The sequence below is a fragment of the Paenibacillus sp. JT31N7 genome, assembly GCF_059692095.1.
In genome coordinates, this window is the sequence record NZ_JCAUAT010000012.1 from 43,699 (window position 1) to 59,908 (window position 16,210).

A 16,210-nucleotide genomic window follows, 5' to 3' on the forward strand; every position below is an offset into this window, starting at 1 on the left:
ACTTGCGTGTAGATCCTAACACTTTAGAGCTGACTGAAAAAGTTGTTCATATTAATCGCGTTGCTAAAGTTGTAAAGGGCGGACGTCGCTTTAGCTTTAGCGCTCTTGTCGTAGTAGGCGATGGCAACGGCTATGTCGGCGCTGGTATCGGTAAAGCTTCCGAAGTTCCTGATGCAATCCGCAAAGGAATCGAAGATGCTAAGAAGAACCTCGTCCATGTTCCTATCGTTGGAACTACGATTCCTCACCTTGTAACTGGTCATTTCGGCGCTGGACGTGTGCTGTTGAAACCAGCATCTGAAGGTACTGGTGTTATTGCCGGCGGCCCTGTTCGTGCAGTACTCGAACTTGCTGGCGTTGGCGACATTTTAACAAAATCCCTGGGTTCTTCGAACTCCATGAACATGGTGAACGCTACTTTAGAGGGTCTTTCCCGTCTGAAGAAAGCGGAAGAAGTAGCCAAACTTCGCGGCAAAACCGTTGAAGAGTTGATGGGTTAAGGAGGATAAACATGTCTAAACTTCAAATTACCCTTAAACGTAGTCTCATCGGACGTCCAGAAACACAGAAGAAGACGGTTCAGGCTCTTGGTCTCAGAAAGCTGAACCATTCTGTTGTTCAAAGCGACAATGAAGCAATCCGTGGTATGATTAATCAAGTCAGCCATCTGGTAGAAGTTAAAGAAATTCAAGCATAAGTAACACATTCAATCTGGAGGAGGTGCAACTATGAAATTACATGAGCTGAGCTCTGCAGAAGGCGCACGCCACACTCGCAAACGTCTCGGTCGCGGTGTAGGTAGCGGACTCGGAAAAACTTCCGGACGCGGTCACAAAGGTCAGAACGCCCGTTCCGGCGGTGGTGTTCGTCCAGGTTTTGAAGGTGGACAAAACCCACTTTACCGTCGTCTCCCTAAGCGTGGTTTCGTTAACCCGACGCGTAAGGAATTTGCTATCGTTAACCTGGAAGACCTGAACAAGTTCGAAGCTGGTACGGAAGTAACTCCTGAGCTTCTGATGGAAACGGGTGTTGTAAAATCACCTAAAGATGGAATTAAGATTCTTGGAAACGGCGAACTCACTGTAAAGCTTACAGTTAAGGCGAACAAGTTTTCCCAATCTGCGGTAGATAAAATCCAGGCTGCCGGCGGTCAATCCGAGGTGATTTAATGTTCCGGACCCTGTCCAACATCTTTAAAGTAGAGGATTTGCGTAAGAGAATCATTTTCACGCTTCTCGTGTTAATCATCTACAGAATCGGCGCCTTCATTCCGGTTCCCAATATCAATGCAGAGCTTCTGAAACTGCAGGATCAGGCCAACCAGAATAGCGTGTTCGGGCTGCTGAATACTTTCTCCGGCGGAGCGCTTTTCCAGTTCTCCATCTTCTCGATGTCGATCTTTCCGTACATTACGGCTTCGATTATCGTTCAACTACTGTCCATGGACGTTGTTCCAAGGCTTACACAGTGGGCGAAAGAGGGAGAAGTGGGGAGAAAGAAATCGGCTCAGCTTACTCGCTACTTAACGGTTGTGCTTGGCGTGATTCAAGCATATGGATATGCGATCATGTTTAATAACTCCTTCCAGGGGCTTGTGATCAATCCTAGCTTTGCTACCTACTCTCTGATAGCGGTTGTCTTGACGGCAGGAACGATGTTCCTGATGTGGTTAGGTGAGCAGATCACTGAAAAAGGGATCGGAAACGGGATTTCGATTATTATCTTCGCGGGAATCGTAGCTGCTATTCCGACAGGAATCAGTCAGATTTACCAGACGCAGTTTGCGAATGCAGGAGATGCCCTGTTCCTGAACATCTTGAAAATCGTCCTCATTCTGATCGTAGTAGTAGCCATTATCGTTGGCGTTATCTACGTTCAGCAGGGAGTTCGGAAGATACCCGTACAATACGCTAAACGTGTTGTAGGGAGGAAAATGTACGGCGGACAGAGCACGCACATTCCCATGAAAGTGAATGCTGCAGGAGTAATTCCGGTCATCTTTGCCGTATCACTGCTTCAATTCCCGACGATTATTGCAGGTTTCTGGGCGGGGAATCCATTTGCGGATTGGATTATCCGTAATCTAAGCATTAACAATTCGGCGCCGATTGCGCTTGCTCTATATGTACTACTGATTGTCGGCTTCACCTATTTCTACACGTTTGTACAGATTAATCCGGTGCAAATGGCAGATCAAATGAAGAAGAACGGCGGTTATATTCCAGGCGTTCGTCCCGGAAAACCAACTTCCAGCTACTTGACAAGAGTAATGTCTAGAATTACTTTGTCCGGCGCCTTCTTCCTGGCTTTCATCTCGATTCTCCCAATGATCTTCGGGGCTCTGGCAGGTCTGCCAACTTCGGTTCGGATCGGCGGAACTTCACTTCTCATCCTTGTGGGTGTAGCATTGGAGACGTTGAAAACAGTAGAAAGCCAACTGATCAAACGTCATTACAAAGGATTTATCAACAAATAGCAATAGGTTCTGATGTAGGCACTTTGTTGCGGCATCGGCACCTATTGTGCTGTTCGTACTACTAAGTGCCGAAGGAGGGGAAAACGTGAACGTTTTATTTATGGGTCCTCCGGGTGCGGGTAAAGGTACTCAGGCGGAGAAAATTGTCAGCGAATTTCAAATTCCTCACATTTCAACCGGCGATGCCTTTAGATTGGCAATGAGTCAAGGGACGCCGCTCGGCATAGAAGCTAAATCCTATGTCGATCAAGGCAAACTTGTTCCAGACGAAATCACTAACGGTATTGTTCGTGAACGTCTGCAGCAGCCAGATTGCGATAAGGGATTTCTTCTCGATGGTTTTCCGCGTACGATTGCTCAAGCGGAAGCCTTGGATGATATCCTGCAATCTTTGGGCAAGCGAATCGATCACGTCATTAATTTGAAAGTGGATCGCAGCTTCCTGCTGGCCAGACTGACCGGTCGCCGTATCTGCAAATCCTGCGGTGCCACGTATCACGTGATTTTCAATCCTCCGAAGCAGGAAGGCGTATGTGACAAATGCTCCGGCGAATTGTATCAGAGATCCGATGATACGGAAGAGAAAGTCGGTACCCGCTTGGACGAATACACGTCGAAGACAGCACCGCTTCTTGAGTACTACCAGAAACGTAACGTATTGCGCGAGGTTGATGGGGAGCAGGATATCGAGGATGTAACTTCCCAAATCAGTTCATTGCTGCGAGGTCATTCTGAATGATCATTTGTAAGTCCGAAGTAGAGTTGGAACTTATGCGTGAGGCAGGTCGAATCGTAGCCGAGACTCACAAGTTGATGGCTGCATCGGTTCGTCCGGGCATTACGACTAAGAACCTGGATAAAATCGCTGAGGAATACATTCGCAGTCAAGGTGCCGTACCCTCTTTCAAAGGCTACAACGGTTTCTCTGGCAGCATCTGCACTTCAGTTAATGAAGAATTGGTGCACGGCATTCCCGGCAGCCGCGTGTTAGTCGAAGGTGACGTTATCAGCATCGATATCGGGGCACAATATAGAGGATATCATGGTGATTCGGCCTGGACTTATGGCGTCGGTGAAATTTCTGAAACCGCAAAGAAACTTCTGGAAGTAACTGAACGTTCGCTGTTTGCCGGATTGGCGGAAGCCAAACCGGACGCCCGGCTGTATACGATCTCACACGCCATACAGCAAGTGATAGAAGACGAGGGTTTCTCGGTTGTTCGTGAATATGTCGGTCACGGGATCGGCACTGAGCTTCACGAAGATCCGCAGATTCCCAACTATGGGATTCGGGACAAAGGCCCCCGGCTTAAACCCGGTATGGTACTTGCGATCGAACCTATGGTGAACGTCGGACAGCGATTCGTAAAGACACTCGAGGATGATTGGACCGTTGTTACCGTAGATAATTCCTTATGTGCACATTTCGAACATACCATTGCCATTACGGTAGACGGTTATGAAATATTAACCCAACTGAAGGCTTAGGTGACCGAATTGGTAGATCAGGAACAGCTGCCGCAGCCCGGTCAAATCGTAAAAATTCTCCGAGGCAAAGATCAAGGTCAATATGCGATTATCATCCGAGCGGAGGATTCCAGATTCGTTTGGATTGCCGATGGTGATAAACGCAGATTCGACCAGCCGAAGAAGAAGAATGTTCAGCATCTTCAGCTTCAACCCAAGATCAGCGGAGAAGTTTCCAGAAGTTTAACGGAAAGCAGCCGTGTTACGAATGCGAAGTTAAGACATGCGGTGAAGAAGTTTATCGACAGTCTACAATCTGAGGCAGATGAGAAAGGAGAATAATCGGTGGCTAAAGAAGATGTAATTGAAGTGGAAGGTAAAGTAATCGAACCTCTTCCGAATGCAATGTTTAAGGTAGAGCTTGAGAACGGACATAAAATTTTGGCCCATGTTTCCGGAAAGATCAGAATGCACTTCATTCGGATTTTACCTGGCGACAAGGTTACTGTAGAATTATCCCCATATGACTTGACGAGAGGTCGTATAACCTATCGGTTCAAATAAATAGCTGCAACGCCGCAGTCTTAGCCGACATAGCGGCCAACCCTTACGAAGCAAGTTTGCGGTGGCAAACTCTCAGGAGGTAATAAACATGAAGGTAAGACCGTCGGTCAAGCCGATCTGCGAAAAATGCAAAGTCATTCGTCGCAAAGGCAACGTCATGGTAATTTGTGAAAACCCGAAACATAAACAAAAACAAGGTTAAAAGGAGGTGCACGTTCAACAATGGCACGTATTGCTGGTGTAGACTTACCGCGTGACAAGCGCGTTGAAATCGCATTGACGTACATTTTTGGTATCGGTAAAACGACTTCTCAGAAAGTCCTGAGCCAAACTGGCGTTGACGCATCCACTCGTGTTCGCGATCTTACGGAAGAAGAAGTAAGCAAAATTCGTGAAGTTATCGACAAAACGATCAAAGTGGAAGGCGACCTTCGTCGCGAAATCGCTCTGAACATCAAACGTCTGGTTGAAATCGGATGCTACCGTGGTATCCGTCATCGTCGCGGCCTGCCTGTTCGTGGCCAACGCACGAAAACCAATGCTCGTACACGTAAAGGTCCTCGTCGGACTGTAGCTAACAAGAAGAAATAATAAAGGGGGTTAGAGTGAACAATGGCTAAACCTAAAAAAGTCGTCCGTACGAAACGTCGTGACCGTAAAAATATTGAATCCGGTGTGGCACACATCCGTTCCACATTCAACAATACAATCGTAACGATCACGGATCCTCATGGAAACGCGCTTTCCTGGGCAAGTGCCGGTAACCTGGGCTTCAAAGGATCCCGTAAAAGCACTCCGTTTGCTGCGCAAATGGCTGCTGAATCTGCAGCTAGAGCCGCTATGGAACACGGTCTGAAAGTTGTTGAAGTCATGGTTAAAGGCCCTGGCGCCGGCCGTGAAGCAGCAATTCGTTCTTTGCAGGCTGCTGGTCTTGAAGTCAACCTGATTAAGGACGTAACACCAATTCCGCATAACGGTTGCCGTCCTCCAAAACGTCGTCGCGTGTAATTTCAAGTCGGCATGTGGTATAAATATTCTAAACATGTGAATAATGATGTTGAAGGATAGGCATACTACATCGTTTATGGAAATGTTCCAAGGTAACGACGTTTTGAAGGAGGGTTAATTTCATGATCGAAATCGAAAAGCCAAAAATAGAGACCGTATCTTTAAGCGAAGACGGAGCTTACGGCAAATTCGTCGTAGAACCGCTGGAACGCGGATACGGGACCACATTAGGTAACTCACTACGTCGTATCTTACTGTCTTCACTACCGGGTGCTGCGGTTAGCTCTGTACAAATCGACGGAGTTCTTCATGAATTCTCGACTATTCCGGGAGTTATGGAGGACGTAACGGAGATTATTCTGAATCTGAAAGGTCTTTCTTTGAAAATCCATTCAGATGAAGAAAAAGTATTGGAGATCGACGCCGAAGGAGAAGGTAGAATCACAGCTGCTGATATTCGCGGAGATAGTGATGTGGAGATCTTGAACCCGGATCTTCATATCGCGACTCTATCGTCTGACTCTCGTCTTCATATGAGAATTCATGCGACCAGAGGCCGCGGTTATGTACCGGCTGATAAGAACAAACGGGATGAGCAGCTTATTGGTGTCATTCCGGTTGACTCGATCTACACTCCGATCACGCGTGTGAACTACACGGTAGAGAACACTCGTGTCGGCCAAGTGACGAACTACGACAAACTAACCCTCGAAGTGTGGTCGGACGGAAGTATTCGCCCTGAGGAAGCAGTAAGTCTTGGTGCGAAGATTCTGACGGAACACCTAATGCTCTTTGTTGGATTAACCGATGAAGCTAAAGATGCGGAGATCATGGTAGAGAAAGAAGAAGATAAGAAAGAGAAAGTTCTCGAGATGACGATCGAGGAACTGGATCTTTCCGTTCGTTCTTACAACTGCCTGAAGCGTGCCGGTATCAATACCGTGCAAGAGCTGATCACCAAAACCGAAGAAGATATGATGAAAGTGCGTAACCTTGGCCGTAAATCTCTTGAAGAAGTTCAAGAGAAGCTCGAAGAGCTGGGTCTTGGCCTGCGTACGGAAGAATAATCACCTCAGAAGGAGGGTTAAGACATGGCATATCAAAAGTTAGGCCGTGACTCCAGTGCGCGGAAAGCATTGTTCCGCGACCTCGTAACGGACCTTTTCATTAACGAGCGCATTCAAACAACTGAAGCGAAAGCGAAAGAAGTTCGCTCTATCGCCGAGAAGCTCATTACTTTAGCGAAACGCGGAGATCTGCATGCTCGTCGTCAAGTAGCTGCATTTGTTCGTCGTGAAACCGCAGGAGATCAGGATGCAATCCAGAAGTTGTTCTCCGAGCTGGCAACTCGCTATGCGGAGCGTCCAGGTGGATACACACGTATCCTGAAACTGGGACCTCGTCGTGGAGATGCTGCTCCTATGGTATATCTGGAACTGGTAGACCGGGCGTAACGAAGGGTGGGAAAGGGTGGACAGAATCTTTGGATTCTGCTGAAGCCCTTTTTTTGCAATCTGACCGGATTGTACTCACCTCCCGATCACCTGTCCGTTCGGTATACGGAGGGTATGGTTTTGTGAGAAATATACGAATAACGGTAAGTTATGACGGCACCTCGTACTCGGGTTTTCAGACGCAGCCACATGGCAATACGGTCCAGGACTACCTGGAGCGAGCCATTCGGATGCTGTCCGGGGAGACGGTGAAGATCACCTCATCAGGGCGGACGGACGCTGGCGTTCACGCCCGCGCTCAGGTGATCAACTTCACTACAGCCTCCCAGATCCCCGCAGAACGCTGGTGCCTTGCTCTTAATTCCAGGCTTCCGAAAGATATCGTTGCGCTTCGTGCGGATGAAGTGCCCCTATCTTTTCATGCCCGCAAGTCGGCAAAACGAAAAACCTATTCCTATACGATCCGTACTGCGCGGACTCCGGATACTTTTCAGCGCCGATACCAATTCCACCATCACAACCCTTTGGATGTGGATGCCATGAGAGACGCTCTAGCGGCGATCTTAGGCACGCACGACTTCTCCTCGTTCTGTTCGGTCAAAACCGTAGCCGAATCGCGTATTCGTACGATTTATGACGCTTGGATCGTTGAAGAACCGGATCAAATGTCTATAGAGCCCAACCAACCGGGGCAGCTTCGTTTTTATTTCACCGGGAGCGGATTTCTCTACAACATGGTCCGGATTCTCGTGGGAACATTGATACAAATCGGGGAAGGCAAACGCCCAGCCGAAGAAATGGCTGCGATTTTGAGGGGACGTAACCGGGCGCTTGCGGGCCCGACAGCCGAAGCCCACGGGCTGATGCTGTGGAATGTAGAATACGCGGATTAATGTAATTTAATTCTTGCTATTCCCTGGACTATGCTGTAAAATATGTGATGGTGTTTCTTGAAGGGCTACCCCACGGCCCCGACTTCAAAAGCACCCAAAGATTCAAGACGTATTTTAACTTATGACTATGTTTGTTAATAAAGTTCGGAGATATATTTTTAGGAGGATCAGAGCATGCGTACCACATATATGGCTAAGCCGAATGAAGTTGAACGCAAATGGTACATCATTGATGCTACCGGCAAGACGCTCGGACGTCTGGCTAGTGAAGCTGCAAGCATTATCCGCGGCAAACACAAACCGCAATTCACCCCGCACGTGGATTCCGGAGATTTCGTAATCATTATCAACGCTGAGAAGATTCATCTGACCGGCAACAAACTGCAAGACAAGAAATACTACCGTCACTCGATGCACCCAGGTGGTCTGAAAGTTACGACAGCTCAAGATATGCTGAACAAGAAGCCTGAGCGTGTACTGGAATTTGCTATTCACGGCATGCTGCCTAAGACACGTCTTGGCAACAGCATGAAGCTGAAGCTGAAAGTATATGCAGGCGCGGAACATCCACACCAAGCACAACAACCAGAAGTTTGGGAACTTCGGGGTTAATTGAAAGGGAGGACTGACTTGTGGCACAAGTTCAATACTACGGAACCGGTCGTCGTAAGCATTCGGTAGCACGTGTACGTCTAGTACCGGGCGAAGGACGCATCATTATCAACAAACGTGACCTTAACGAATATTTCGGCCTGGAAACGCTGAAACTAATCGTGAAACAACCTCTGACGCTGACCGAAACAATTGGCAAGTACGATGTACTCGTACTGGCTAACGGCGGCGGAATGAGCGGACAAGCCGGCGCAATCCGCCATGGCATCTCCCGCGCACTGCTTAAAGCAGATCCTGAATTCCGCGGTTCTCTGAAACGCGCTGGATTCTTGACTCGTGATCCGCGTATGAAAGAACGTAAGAAGTACGGCTTGAAAGCAGCTCGTCGTGCACCTCAGTTCTCGAAACGTTAAGATCGGTTTATACAAAGCAAACCCTTCCAGGTACAGAAATGTACACGGAAGGGTTTTTTTGTGTTCTTTTGACCGTTCCGGATATATGGTTTGAAAAGTGTTCGCTATAACCATTTAAAATTCCGGGATAACGTACGAACTTATGGATCTTTTGTTCAATATGATATAAAGATCGTCTCTAGGCTATTGACAACACTAAGTTGTGATTTATAATGAAATAAAATAACAAAACAGATTAGGATACTCGGAATTAAAACGGGAGGGTACAAATATGAATTTGTTCGAAAAGGAAGCGTTAGTGAACAAAGCCGCTGAGGAATTCGAGAACCAGTCACCCGAAGAGCTTATTCGTTGGGCGGTTAACACATTCCCTAGCATTACGCTCGCTTGCAGCTTTGGTGCGGAAGATGTAGTCTTGGTGGATATGCTGCACAAAGTGAGCCCGGAAACTGACATTTTTTATCTGGACACTAATGTACATTTTCAGGAGACGTACCATACAAGAGATCGTTTAGAGGATCACTACCAAAAGTCTTTTATTCAAGTTCTGCCTAAGCTCACTTTGGAAGAGCAAGCGGCTCAATACGGTGCCGAGCTGTGGCTGTCCGCTCCGAACGAATGCTGCAACATCCGCAAGGTGGATCCATTGACGGATATTTTGAAAAATTACGATGCATGGATAACGGGAATCCGCAGAGACCAAGCACCGACCCGGGCAAATGCCAAAAAAGTCGAATATGATGTAAAGTTCGGGCTCGTTAAATTTAACCCGCTTGCTGGCTGGACATCGGACGATGTTTGGGAGTACATCCGTTCCAACGGTATCATTTATAACGCTCTTCATGACCAGAATTTCCCAAGTATCGGCTGCAGCCACTGCACGAATGCAGTCGCTCCGGGTGAAGACCCGCGAGCCGGCCGCTGGGCAGGCAATAACAAAACGGAATGCGGACTCCATAAGTAAGCGGGAAACCGACATTATTGAAAGACTAAAGGAGAGACATCCATGCAATCTTCAATCGCGCCTCACGGCGGCACTTTGATTCATCGCCTGGTTACGGGAAGCGAACGCGAACAACTTCTTGCAGCGGCGGGTGGCTTGCCTCAAATTCGCATAAACAATTGGGCCATATCCGACCTTGATCTCATTGGAGTAGGCGCTTTTTCCCCGCTAACCGGTTTTCTGGATGAAAAAGATTACTTATCAGTAGTCGACCGCATGCGTCTGGCGGATGGCACCGTATGGAGTATACCTGTGACCCTGGCGGTTGAAGAAGCCGTTGCGGAAGAGCTCGCTGTCGGTACACAAGCTGCTTTGGTGGGAGAAGAGGATGGCGTCGTATACGGCCTTATAGACATCACCGGCATTTACAAGGCCGATCAGCAGCTCGAAGCCCGCCAAGTCTTTAAAACGGACGATAAGGAGCATCCTGGCGTCCAAAAGCTGTTGTCGAGGCCATCCATCTATGTCGGGGGCCCCGTCCAAGTGCTGAATAGGCCGAAGCCGGCCAAGTTCGAAGATTTTTACTACGATCCGGCCGAGACTCGCCGAATTTTTGCCGAGAAGAACTGGCGGACTATCGTAGGGTTCCAAACCCGTAACCCGGTCCACCGGGCTCATGAATATATTCAAAAATCGGCCATGGAAATCGTCGATGCCTTGTTTCTGAATCCATTGGTTGGTGAAACCAAGTCCGATGATATTTCCGCCGATGTCCGGATGAAAAGCTACCTGGTTCTCCTTGAAAATTATTATCCTTCGGATCGTGCTTTTCTCGGTGTTTTTCCGGCTGCCATGCGCTATGCGGGTCCGCGGGAAGCGATTTTCCATGCTTTGGTCCGTAAAAACTACGGCTGCACCCATTTTATCGTGGGCCGGGACCACGCGGGGGTAGGCGATTACTATGGTACTTATGAAGCGCAGGAAATCTTCAGCAACTTTACACAGCAAGAAATCGGCATTACGCCTCTTTTCTTCGAGCATAGCTTCTACTGCACGAAATGCGGGAATATGGCATCGAGCAAAACATGCCCGCACGATAAAGCTGATCACCTGCACCTGTCGGGCACGAAAGTACGCGCCTTGCTGCGTGACGGCCAATGTCCGCCCAGGGAGTTCACACGCCCGGAAGTGGCGAAAGTGCTCATAGACGGCATGTCAGAGCCTGTAGGCACGTCCGCACAGTAGGTATAATTGTCCACCCTGTCCCATATAGATGAATGGAGTCTATTGGGAAACAGAGGTGGATTTTTTCATGCGGAGACCAAGAAAAAGGTTTGTCGTATGGCTGACCTGGGACAGCGGCATCAAGATCATCATGGCGGCCTTGCTGGTTATGCTAATGGCCTTTATGTACACCTACGAGCTGCCCTCGACACGAACATGGAGCGAATGGTCCATGCCTCTTTCAGGGAAGACGATTGCTCTGGATGCCGGGCACGGAGGCCCTGACGGAGGAGCGGTCAGCCAATCAGGCGTTATAGAGAAGGATATCAACCTCGCGATCACTTTGTATTTGCGTGATTATTTGCAGCAGGCCGGGGCTATTGTGGTGATGACAAGGGAAACGGATATGGATTTGGCCCAGGAGGGAACGAAGGGACTCAGCCGCCGGAAAACAGAAGATTTATTAAGCCGCGCCGAATTCATAAACGGCAAGAAAGCCGACTTGTTCATCAGCGTTCACCTCAACAGCATTCCGTCCGATAAGTGGAGAGGCGCACAAACGTTCTATTACCCGAACCATCCGGACAACGCGACCTTGTCCACCCTTATTCAGAACGAACTCAAAAAAAATCTGGGAAATACCGAGCGTGTCGCCAAGAAAGCCGATACCGGCGTTTATTTGCTGAAAACTTTGAAAATGCCGAGCGCGCTCGTCGAAGTCGGATTCTTGTCAAATCCGGAGGAATCGAGGCTGCTGGCTGACGATAAGTATCAGAAGAAAGTCGCCGCGTCCGTCTATCAAGCGATTTTGCGGTATTTCTCCGGGGAGAAAGTGCGTTCGTCCTAATCGGTATGTTATAATGATCTGAACAGAAATAAGCCTACCGAGGTGGAACAGATGGTGACCAAAGAGCTTATCCGGCAATCGCTTCAGCCTATAACAGATCCGACTTACGGAGCTTCTATCGTAGAACTGAACTTCGTTAAAGACGTGGTCATTAAAGAGAACCGTGTTTCTCTAACGTGTGTTTTGTCCGTTACGGATGAAAGCTACAAAGCAAGTATAAAAGAACGCATTGAATCCGCTTTGTCCCAAATCGGTGCCGAAGGGGTTCATATTCGTTTTCGCGAAATAACGGATTATGAGAAAAACCAACTCCCCGCCCAAGAAGGTGTATCCACGGCGGGAAGTGATGAGACGGGCGGCATCAACGCCGGGACGGGACAAGGAGAGGCTCCTTTGCTCAGTCCGGATTCCCCTGTCAAATTTATTGCCGTCGCAAGCGGTAAGGGCGGCGTAGGGAAATCCACCGTAACGGCGAACCTAGCCGTTGCTTTGGCGCGTCTCGGTAAGAGAGTGGGAATTATGGATGCGGACATCTACGGCTTTAGTATTCCCGATATGATGGGGATAGAGGAACAGCCCCAGCTCGTTAATAACCGGATTATCCCCGTAGAAAAATTCGGCGTTAAAGTTATCTCCATGGGTTTCTTTGTGGAGGATAATTCGCCGGTTATCTGGCGTGGACCTATGCTGGGCAAAATGCTCCATAACTTCTTCCACGAAGTGGACTGGGGAGAACTGGACTACCTGCTGCTCGATCTGCCTCCCGGTACGGGCGACATTGCGCTGGATATTCATCAGCTTCTGCCGCAAAGTAAAGAGATTCTCGTTACGACCCCTCATGCTACTGCCGCTTTTGTAGCAGCGAGAGCAGGCGCTATGGCTGTGCATACCAAACATGAAATTATCGGTGTGGTCGAGAACATGGCGTACTACGAGTGTTCCAAATGCGGGGAGAAAGATTACGTCTTCGGCCGCGGCGGCGGAGGCATGCTGGCGGAACAGCTGCATACTCAACTGCTTGCCCAAATTCCATTGGGTGCACCGGACAACCATATTTCCGAACCGGATTATTCCCCGTCGGTTTACAAAGAAGAATCCGCCACCGGCCAACTGTATCTGGAGCTGGCACGGAGTGTTGCTCAACAAACTCAAAAGGACTGATGCATTTGCATCAGTCCTTTTTTTAATATTCGGAATCCTGATCCTTCTTACCCTTTTTGTTCGGGGATTCCTTCTCATCCTGGCCTTGATCTCCTTGATCGCCCTCCTGGCCTTGATCTTGTTTGCCTTTTTGGTCCCCCTGGCCCTGTCCGCCTTCACCTCCGGAGCCTTGCCCTCCCTGACCACCGCCGCCTTTGCCGCCCTTTCCGCCGCCTTGACCACCCTGGCTTTGGCCACCGGCTTCTTTAGGGACAATGCCTTCTTCCATGACTTTTCTCATCATAGTGAGCATTTGAGCCTGGAATAAGGGGCTCTGGAAAGATTCCTGAATAACATTCATCATCTGTTGACGGTACTGGGTAGTACGGGTCAGCTCCATCATGAGCTGCTGGTATTCCGGATTTTTCATGACTTGCAGGAGCTGTTTCTGATATTCCGGATCTTTCATGAGATCCTTGTGGAGCTGCTTATCCTGCGTACTCACTACTTTGGCGAAATCACCGGCAAAACGCGGGTCTTTCATCATATCCCTTACAAATTTGCTGCTTTCCGTGCTGGTCAGAACATCCTTGACCGCAGTTTGCATCTGCAATTTTTGACCGTCGGTCAACATGCTGACCGAGGAATTGCCCGAACCTGCCGAGGATAAGCCGGAGCGGGCAGCTTTATCGATCGCCGCGCGGCCTTCGTCCGACTTTAGGATATCAAGCACCATGGATTTGGTTTCTTTATAATTACCCTGGGATGATGAAGATCCCTGTGAAGAATTGTCGGAACTGCAGGAAGCCAAGAGAAAAACCGCAAATAAGGCAGGAACAAAACGCACCGTTTTCCAATTCATTGTGCACACAAGCTCCCTTCCCCTGAATTAGTACCGTTAGTATGCGTGGGGGAGAGCCTTTTCATAATCGGATGAAATGGTTGATTGCTGAGAAAGTTGGGCGGATTTGGCCGTTACCAAAAAAATGTATGTACGGTTACCGGGGAGTTAATAAACCTGCTTAAACGACTGCTCTTCAACGGCTTTATTCTCGGTCTGCGCCTGTTTCATCAGCTCCGACACCGTTACGAATTCATACCCCTTGCTCTTGAGCTGGTCGATAATGGCGGGAAGGGCTTCATGGGTCTGTTTACAGGAATCGCTGGCATGGAGCAGAACGATATCGCCAGGGTGCGCTTTACTTACAACGCGGTTGATGATCGTATCCACTCCGGGATTTTTCCAATCCAGCGAATCCGTATCCCATTGAATAACCTTATAACCCAACTGGTCCGCAATACCGAGAACACGTTTGTCGAAATCACCGTTGGGCATACGGATCAGATTCGGACTTTTGCCGGTAAGCTCCTTTAGGACTCCGTCGGCAGTCTGAATTTGTTTACGGATCTCTTCGTCTCCCAGGCTGCTGTAGTTCACATGCTTATGGCCGTGACTTCCGATCTCATACCCGTTCTTCACAATTCGGTTTACAATATCGGGGTGGCTTTTGCTCCATGGCGAGGAAAGAAAGAACGTCGCGTTTTTGATCCCCTTTTGCTCCAGCACATCCAGAATCGGATCTGTACGCGTTTCCCCCCACGAGATATCGAACGTCAACGCGATTTGTTTCTTTTCCGTTTTGACATTGTAGATTGCCGCGGGACCCCCGCTTGAAAAAACCGCCATATTCCCCCGTTCGGAATAGACGATACCTGCGGCGAAAACTACGGCGACACCGATGAATACGGCTTGTTTTATTTTCTTGCCGTTAAAGACGTAAAAATGGCTCACGCTTGCTCCAGCCTCCTTCTCCTTGGGCTTGTATTCCGGCTTAGTAAAATGTATGCTCGTACCATCGAGTTATGCGTTAAAGAGAAAGGAGAACAGGAAATTGAAGTGGAAAGAGCTGTTTAGGCATTTCGGAGAAATGAAGCACTACCTGATCGCTTCCGTTTTGGTTTTCGCAGCCGGTTTAGTACTCGGGATTATGTATCCGGACCGATTTCAGGCTTTTCTGGACCAGCAGATGAAGGGACTGGAGAAAATTTCGGAATTGGTTAAAGGCAAAGAAAATCTTAACCTGTGGTTGTTTATCGTGATTTTTCTGAACAATGCGCTCAAGTCGTTGATGTTTGTATACCTCGGACTGTTTTTCGGTATTCTTCCCTTAATGGTGCTCTTGGTAAACGGGATGCTGTTGGGCTATGTCATTCAATATCAGATGGAAGCGGAAAGCCTTGCCTATGTTCTAAAAGGAATCCTGCCGCACGGAATCCTGGAGATTCCGGCTATAATCGTAGCTTGTGCCTATGGCCTTCGACTCGGTATTCTTGTTATCAAAATGATCGGGGGACTCTTTTCTTCCAAAAGAAGCGGGAACGCCGGTGCAGAGTTCAAGCGTGTTATGAAGTTGACCCGACCGTTAATTTTGCTTGTCGTAGGAACATTGTTCCTTGCGGCCGTCGTGGAAAGCACAGTGACTATTTGGCTTTTAAAAGGATAACAATTGTAAAAATTTTCTTAAACCCCGTCATAAAAATGTCAAAACATGAGCATAACAGTAAAGCGGAACGGTTGCCTGCGTCTGAATGGGTGTAGGCGCCTTCCTGCTGTTGTGGATGTAGAGTCGATTTTGAGGGGAGCTAGAATAAGTTGATGCTTGGATTTCTTTTTAACGACAGGGAATGCAGAGAACTGGACTACGTGCTTAGAAAAGAATTAGACGAAATGCTCTTCGATCTTAACGATAAGAGATTGGACGAGGAGATTAAGAAAGCTATAGAATCACGATATAAGGTTATCTTCCGGATGTATGCCAGGCTTGCTTCGCCGAGGGAAATATCCAAATACGCGAGGAACCGAGTCCAGCATCAAAAAAAATCTTGACTTAAGTTAAACTTTCATGGTAAATTAAATCTCGCTGATTCGACAAGATTTTCATCTAACAAACCAAGCGAAAAAGAAATTAAAAAAAAGCTTGCAATGAATAGTCGATCTGTGATATATTAAAAAAGTCGCCGCTGAAACTTAGCGGATTGAAACAAGGCTATAAAACGATACAAATTGTCCTTTGAAAACTGAACAACGAGTGATTGAAGCGTCTCGAGAAATCGAGACATTAATGAGAAGAAATTCTCGTCAGCAACGAATTTTTGAGCTTAATCAGCT

General features: G+C 48.1%; 24 protein-coding genes. 22 read left to right on the forward strand and 2 right to left on the reverse strand.

Annotated features, from left to right (window positions below; genetic code table 11):
- Positions 1-2: 2 nt before the first annotated feature.
- From rpsE to salA, 20 genes are all read left to right on the forward strand, one after another.
- Positions 3-500, forward strand: coding sequence for a 30S ribosomal protein S5 (gene rpsE / locus AC58P5_RS27205; protein WP_009676829.1), 498 nt, complete (start codon positions 3-5; stop codon positions 498-500).
- Between the two features lie 11 nt (positions 501-511).
- Positions 512-697 carry a 50S ribosomal protein L30 gene (gene rpmD, locus AC58P5_RS27210; RefSeq protein WP_497392131.1) on the forward strand — a complete coding sequence of 62 codons (186 nt, stop codon included), beginning with the start codon at positions 512-514 and terminating at the stop codon, positions 695-697.
- A gap of 31 nt (positions 698-728) precedes the next feature.
- Entirely contained in the window at positions 729-1,169 is a 441-nt protein-coding gene (rplO, locus tag AC58P5_RS27215) for a 50S ribosomal protein L15 (RefSeq protein ID WP_009676816.1), read from the forward strand.
- Positions 1,169-2,476 (forward strand): preprotein translocase subunit SecY, encoded by a 1,308-nt coding sequence (secY, locus tag AC58P5_RS27220; protein ID WP_497392133.1) that lies wholly within the window; start codon positions 1,169-1,171, stop codon positions 2,474-2,476. The genes rplO and secY overlap by 1 nt, the downstream gene beginning before the upstream one ends.
- 85 nt (positions 2,477-2,561) lie before the next feature.
- Positions 2,562-3,215: an adenylate kinase gene (locus AC58P5_RS27225; protein ID WP_497392135.1), complete on the forward strand. Its 654-nt coding sequence runs from the start codon at positions 2,562-2,564 to the stop codon at positions 3,213-3,215.
- The gene (gene map / locus AC58P5_RS27230) at positions 3,212-3,964 is read left to right on the forward strand and encodes a type I methionyl aminopeptidase (protein WP_497392137.1); all 753 of its coding nucleotides are present in this window, start codon (positions 3,212-3,214) and stop codon (positions 3,962-3,964) included. Before AC58P5_RS27225 ends, map begins: the two co-directional genes overlap by 4 nt.
- A 9-nt stretch (positions 3,965-3,973) precedes the next feature.
- Positions 3,974-4,285: a KOW motif-containing protein gene (locus AC58P5_RS27235; RefSeq protein WP_497392139.1), complete on the forward strand. Its 312-nt coding sequence runs from the start codon at positions 3,974-3,976 to the stop codon at positions 4,283-4,285.
- Positions 4,286-4,288: 3 nt separating this feature from the next.
- On the forward strand, positions 4,289-4,507 hold the full coding sequence (gene infA, locus AC58P5_RS27240; RefSeq protein WP_497392141.1) for a translation initiation factor IF-1: 219 nt from the start codon (positions 4,289-4,291) through the stop codon (positions 4,505-4,507).
- Positions 4,508-4,595: 88 nt separating this feature from the next.
- The gene (gene rpmJ / locus AC58P5_RS27245; RefSeq protein WP_003333770.1) at positions 4,596-4,709 is read left to right on the forward strand and encodes a 50S ribosomal protein L36; all 114 of its coding nucleotides are present in this window, start codon (positions 4,596-4,598) and stop codon (positions 4,707-4,709) included.
- Positions 4,710-4,729: 20 nt separating this feature from the next.
- Complete coding sequence (rpsM, locus tag AC58P5_RS27250; protein ID WP_016423661.1) at positions 4,730-5,098, forward strand: 30S ribosomal protein S13; 369 nt, start codon at positions 4,730-4,732, stop codon at positions 5,096-5,098.
- A gap of 21 nt (positions 5,099-5,119) precedes the next feature.
- The gene (gene rpsK / locus AC58P5_RS27255) at positions 5,120-5,515 is read left to right on the forward strand and encodes a 30S ribosomal protein S11 (RefSeq protein WP_016423660.1); all 396 of its coding nucleotides are present in this window, start codon (positions 5,120-5,122) and stop codon (positions 5,513-5,515) included.
- A 122-nt stretch (positions 5,516-5,637) separates the two neighbouring features.
- Entirely contained in the window at positions 5,638-6,582 is a 945-nt protein-coding gene (locus AC58P5_RS27260) for a DNA-directed RNA polymerase subunit alpha (RefSeq protein ID WP_326053525.1), read from the forward strand.
- A 24-nt stretch (positions 6,583-6,606) separates the two neighbouring features.
- On the forward strand, positions 6,607-6,969 hold the full coding sequence (rplQ, locus tag AC58P5_RS27265; RefSeq protein WP_009676799.1) for a 50S ribosomal protein L17: 363 nt from the start codon (positions 6,607-6,609) through the stop codon (positions 6,967-6,969).
- 122 nt (positions 6,970-7,091) lie between these two features.
- Entirely contained in the window at positions 7,092-7,862 is a 771-nt protein-coding gene (truA, locus tag AC58P5_RS27270) for a tRNA pseudouridine(38-40) synthase TruA (protein WP_497392145.1), read from the forward strand.
- Between the two features lie 174 nt (positions 7,863-8,036).
- Positions 8,037-8,474, forward strand: coding sequence for a 50S ribosomal protein L13 (gene rplM, locus AC58P5_RS27275; RefSeq protein WP_009676830.1), 438 nt, complete (start codon positions 8,037-8,039; stop codon positions 8,472-8,474).
- A 20-nt stretch (positions 8,475-8,494) separates the two neighbouring features.
- The gene (gene rpsI / locus AC58P5_RS27280; RefSeq protein ID WP_009676832.1) at positions 8,495-8,887 is read left to right on the forward strand and encodes a 30S ribosomal protein S9; all 393 of its coding nucleotides are present in this window, start codon (positions 8,495-8,497) and stop codon (positions 8,885-8,887) included.
- Positions 8,888-9,158: 271 nt separating this feature from the next.
- Positions 9,159-9,851 carry a phosphoadenylyl-sulfate reductase gene (locus tag AC58P5_RS27285; protein WP_497392148.1) on the forward strand — a complete coding sequence of 231 codons (693 nt, stop codon included), beginning with the start codon at positions 9,159-9,161 and terminating at the stop codon, positions 9,849-9,851.
- A 42-nt stretch (positions 9,852-9,893) separates the two neighbouring features.
- On the forward strand, positions 9,894-11,075 hold the full coding sequence (sat, locus tag AC58P5_RS27290; RefSeq protein ID WP_497392150.1) for a sulfate adenylyltransferase: 1,182 nt from the start codon (positions 9,894-9,896) through the stop codon (positions 11,073-11,075).
- Positions 11,076-11,142: 67 nt separating this feature from the next.
- Positions 11,143-11,901 carry an N-acetylmuramoyl-L-alanine amidase CwlD gene (cwlD, locus tag AC58P5_RS27295; RefSeq protein ID WP_497392152.1) on the forward strand — a complete coding sequence of 253 codons (759 nt, stop codon included), beginning with the start codon at positions 11,143-11,145 and terminating at the stop codon, positions 11,899-11,901.
- Positions 11,902-11,952: 51 nt separating this feature from the next.
- Entirely contained in the window at positions 11,953-13,062 is a 1,110-nt protein-coding gene (gene salA / locus AC58P5_RS27300; protein ID WP_497392154.1) for an iron-sulfur carrier protein/transcriptional regulator SalA, read from the forward strand.
- A 22-nt stretch (positions 13,063-13,084) separates the two neighbouring features.
- Here the strand turns inward: salA and gerD are convergent, their stop codons facing one another.
- Both gerD and pdaB read right to left on the reverse strand, forming a co-directional pair.
- Positions 13,085-13,903: a spore germination lipoprotein GerD gene (gerD, locus tag AC58P5_RS27305; protein ID WP_497392156.1), complete on the reverse strand. Its 819-nt coding sequence runs from the start codon at positions 13,901-13,903 to the stop codon at positions 13,085-13,087.
- A gap of 147 nt (positions 13,904-14,050) precedes the next feature.
- Entirely contained in the window at positions 14,051-14,833 is a 783-nt protein-coding gene (pdaB, locus tag AC58P5_RS27310; protein WP_497392158.1) for a polysaccharide deacetylase family sporulation protein PdaB, read from the reverse strand.
- A 100-nt stretch (positions 14,834-14,933) separates the two neighbouring features.
- Here pdaB and AC58P5_RS27315 point away from each other — a divergent pair, with 100 nt between their 5' ends.
- Complete coding sequence (locus tag AC58P5_RS27315) at positions 14,934-15,545, forward strand: stage II sporulation protein M (RefSeq protein WP_497392160.1); 612 nt, start codon at positions 14,934-14,936, stop codon at positions 15,543-15,545.
- A 152-nt stretch (positions 15,546-15,697) separates the two neighbouring features.
- Positions 15,698-15,928: a hypothetical protein gene (locus AC58P5_RS27320; protein ID WP_497392166.1), complete on the forward strand. Its 231-nt coding sequence runs from the start codon at positions 15,698-15,700 to the stop codon at positions 15,926-15,928.
- Positions 15,929-16,210 lie beyond the last annotated feature (282 nt).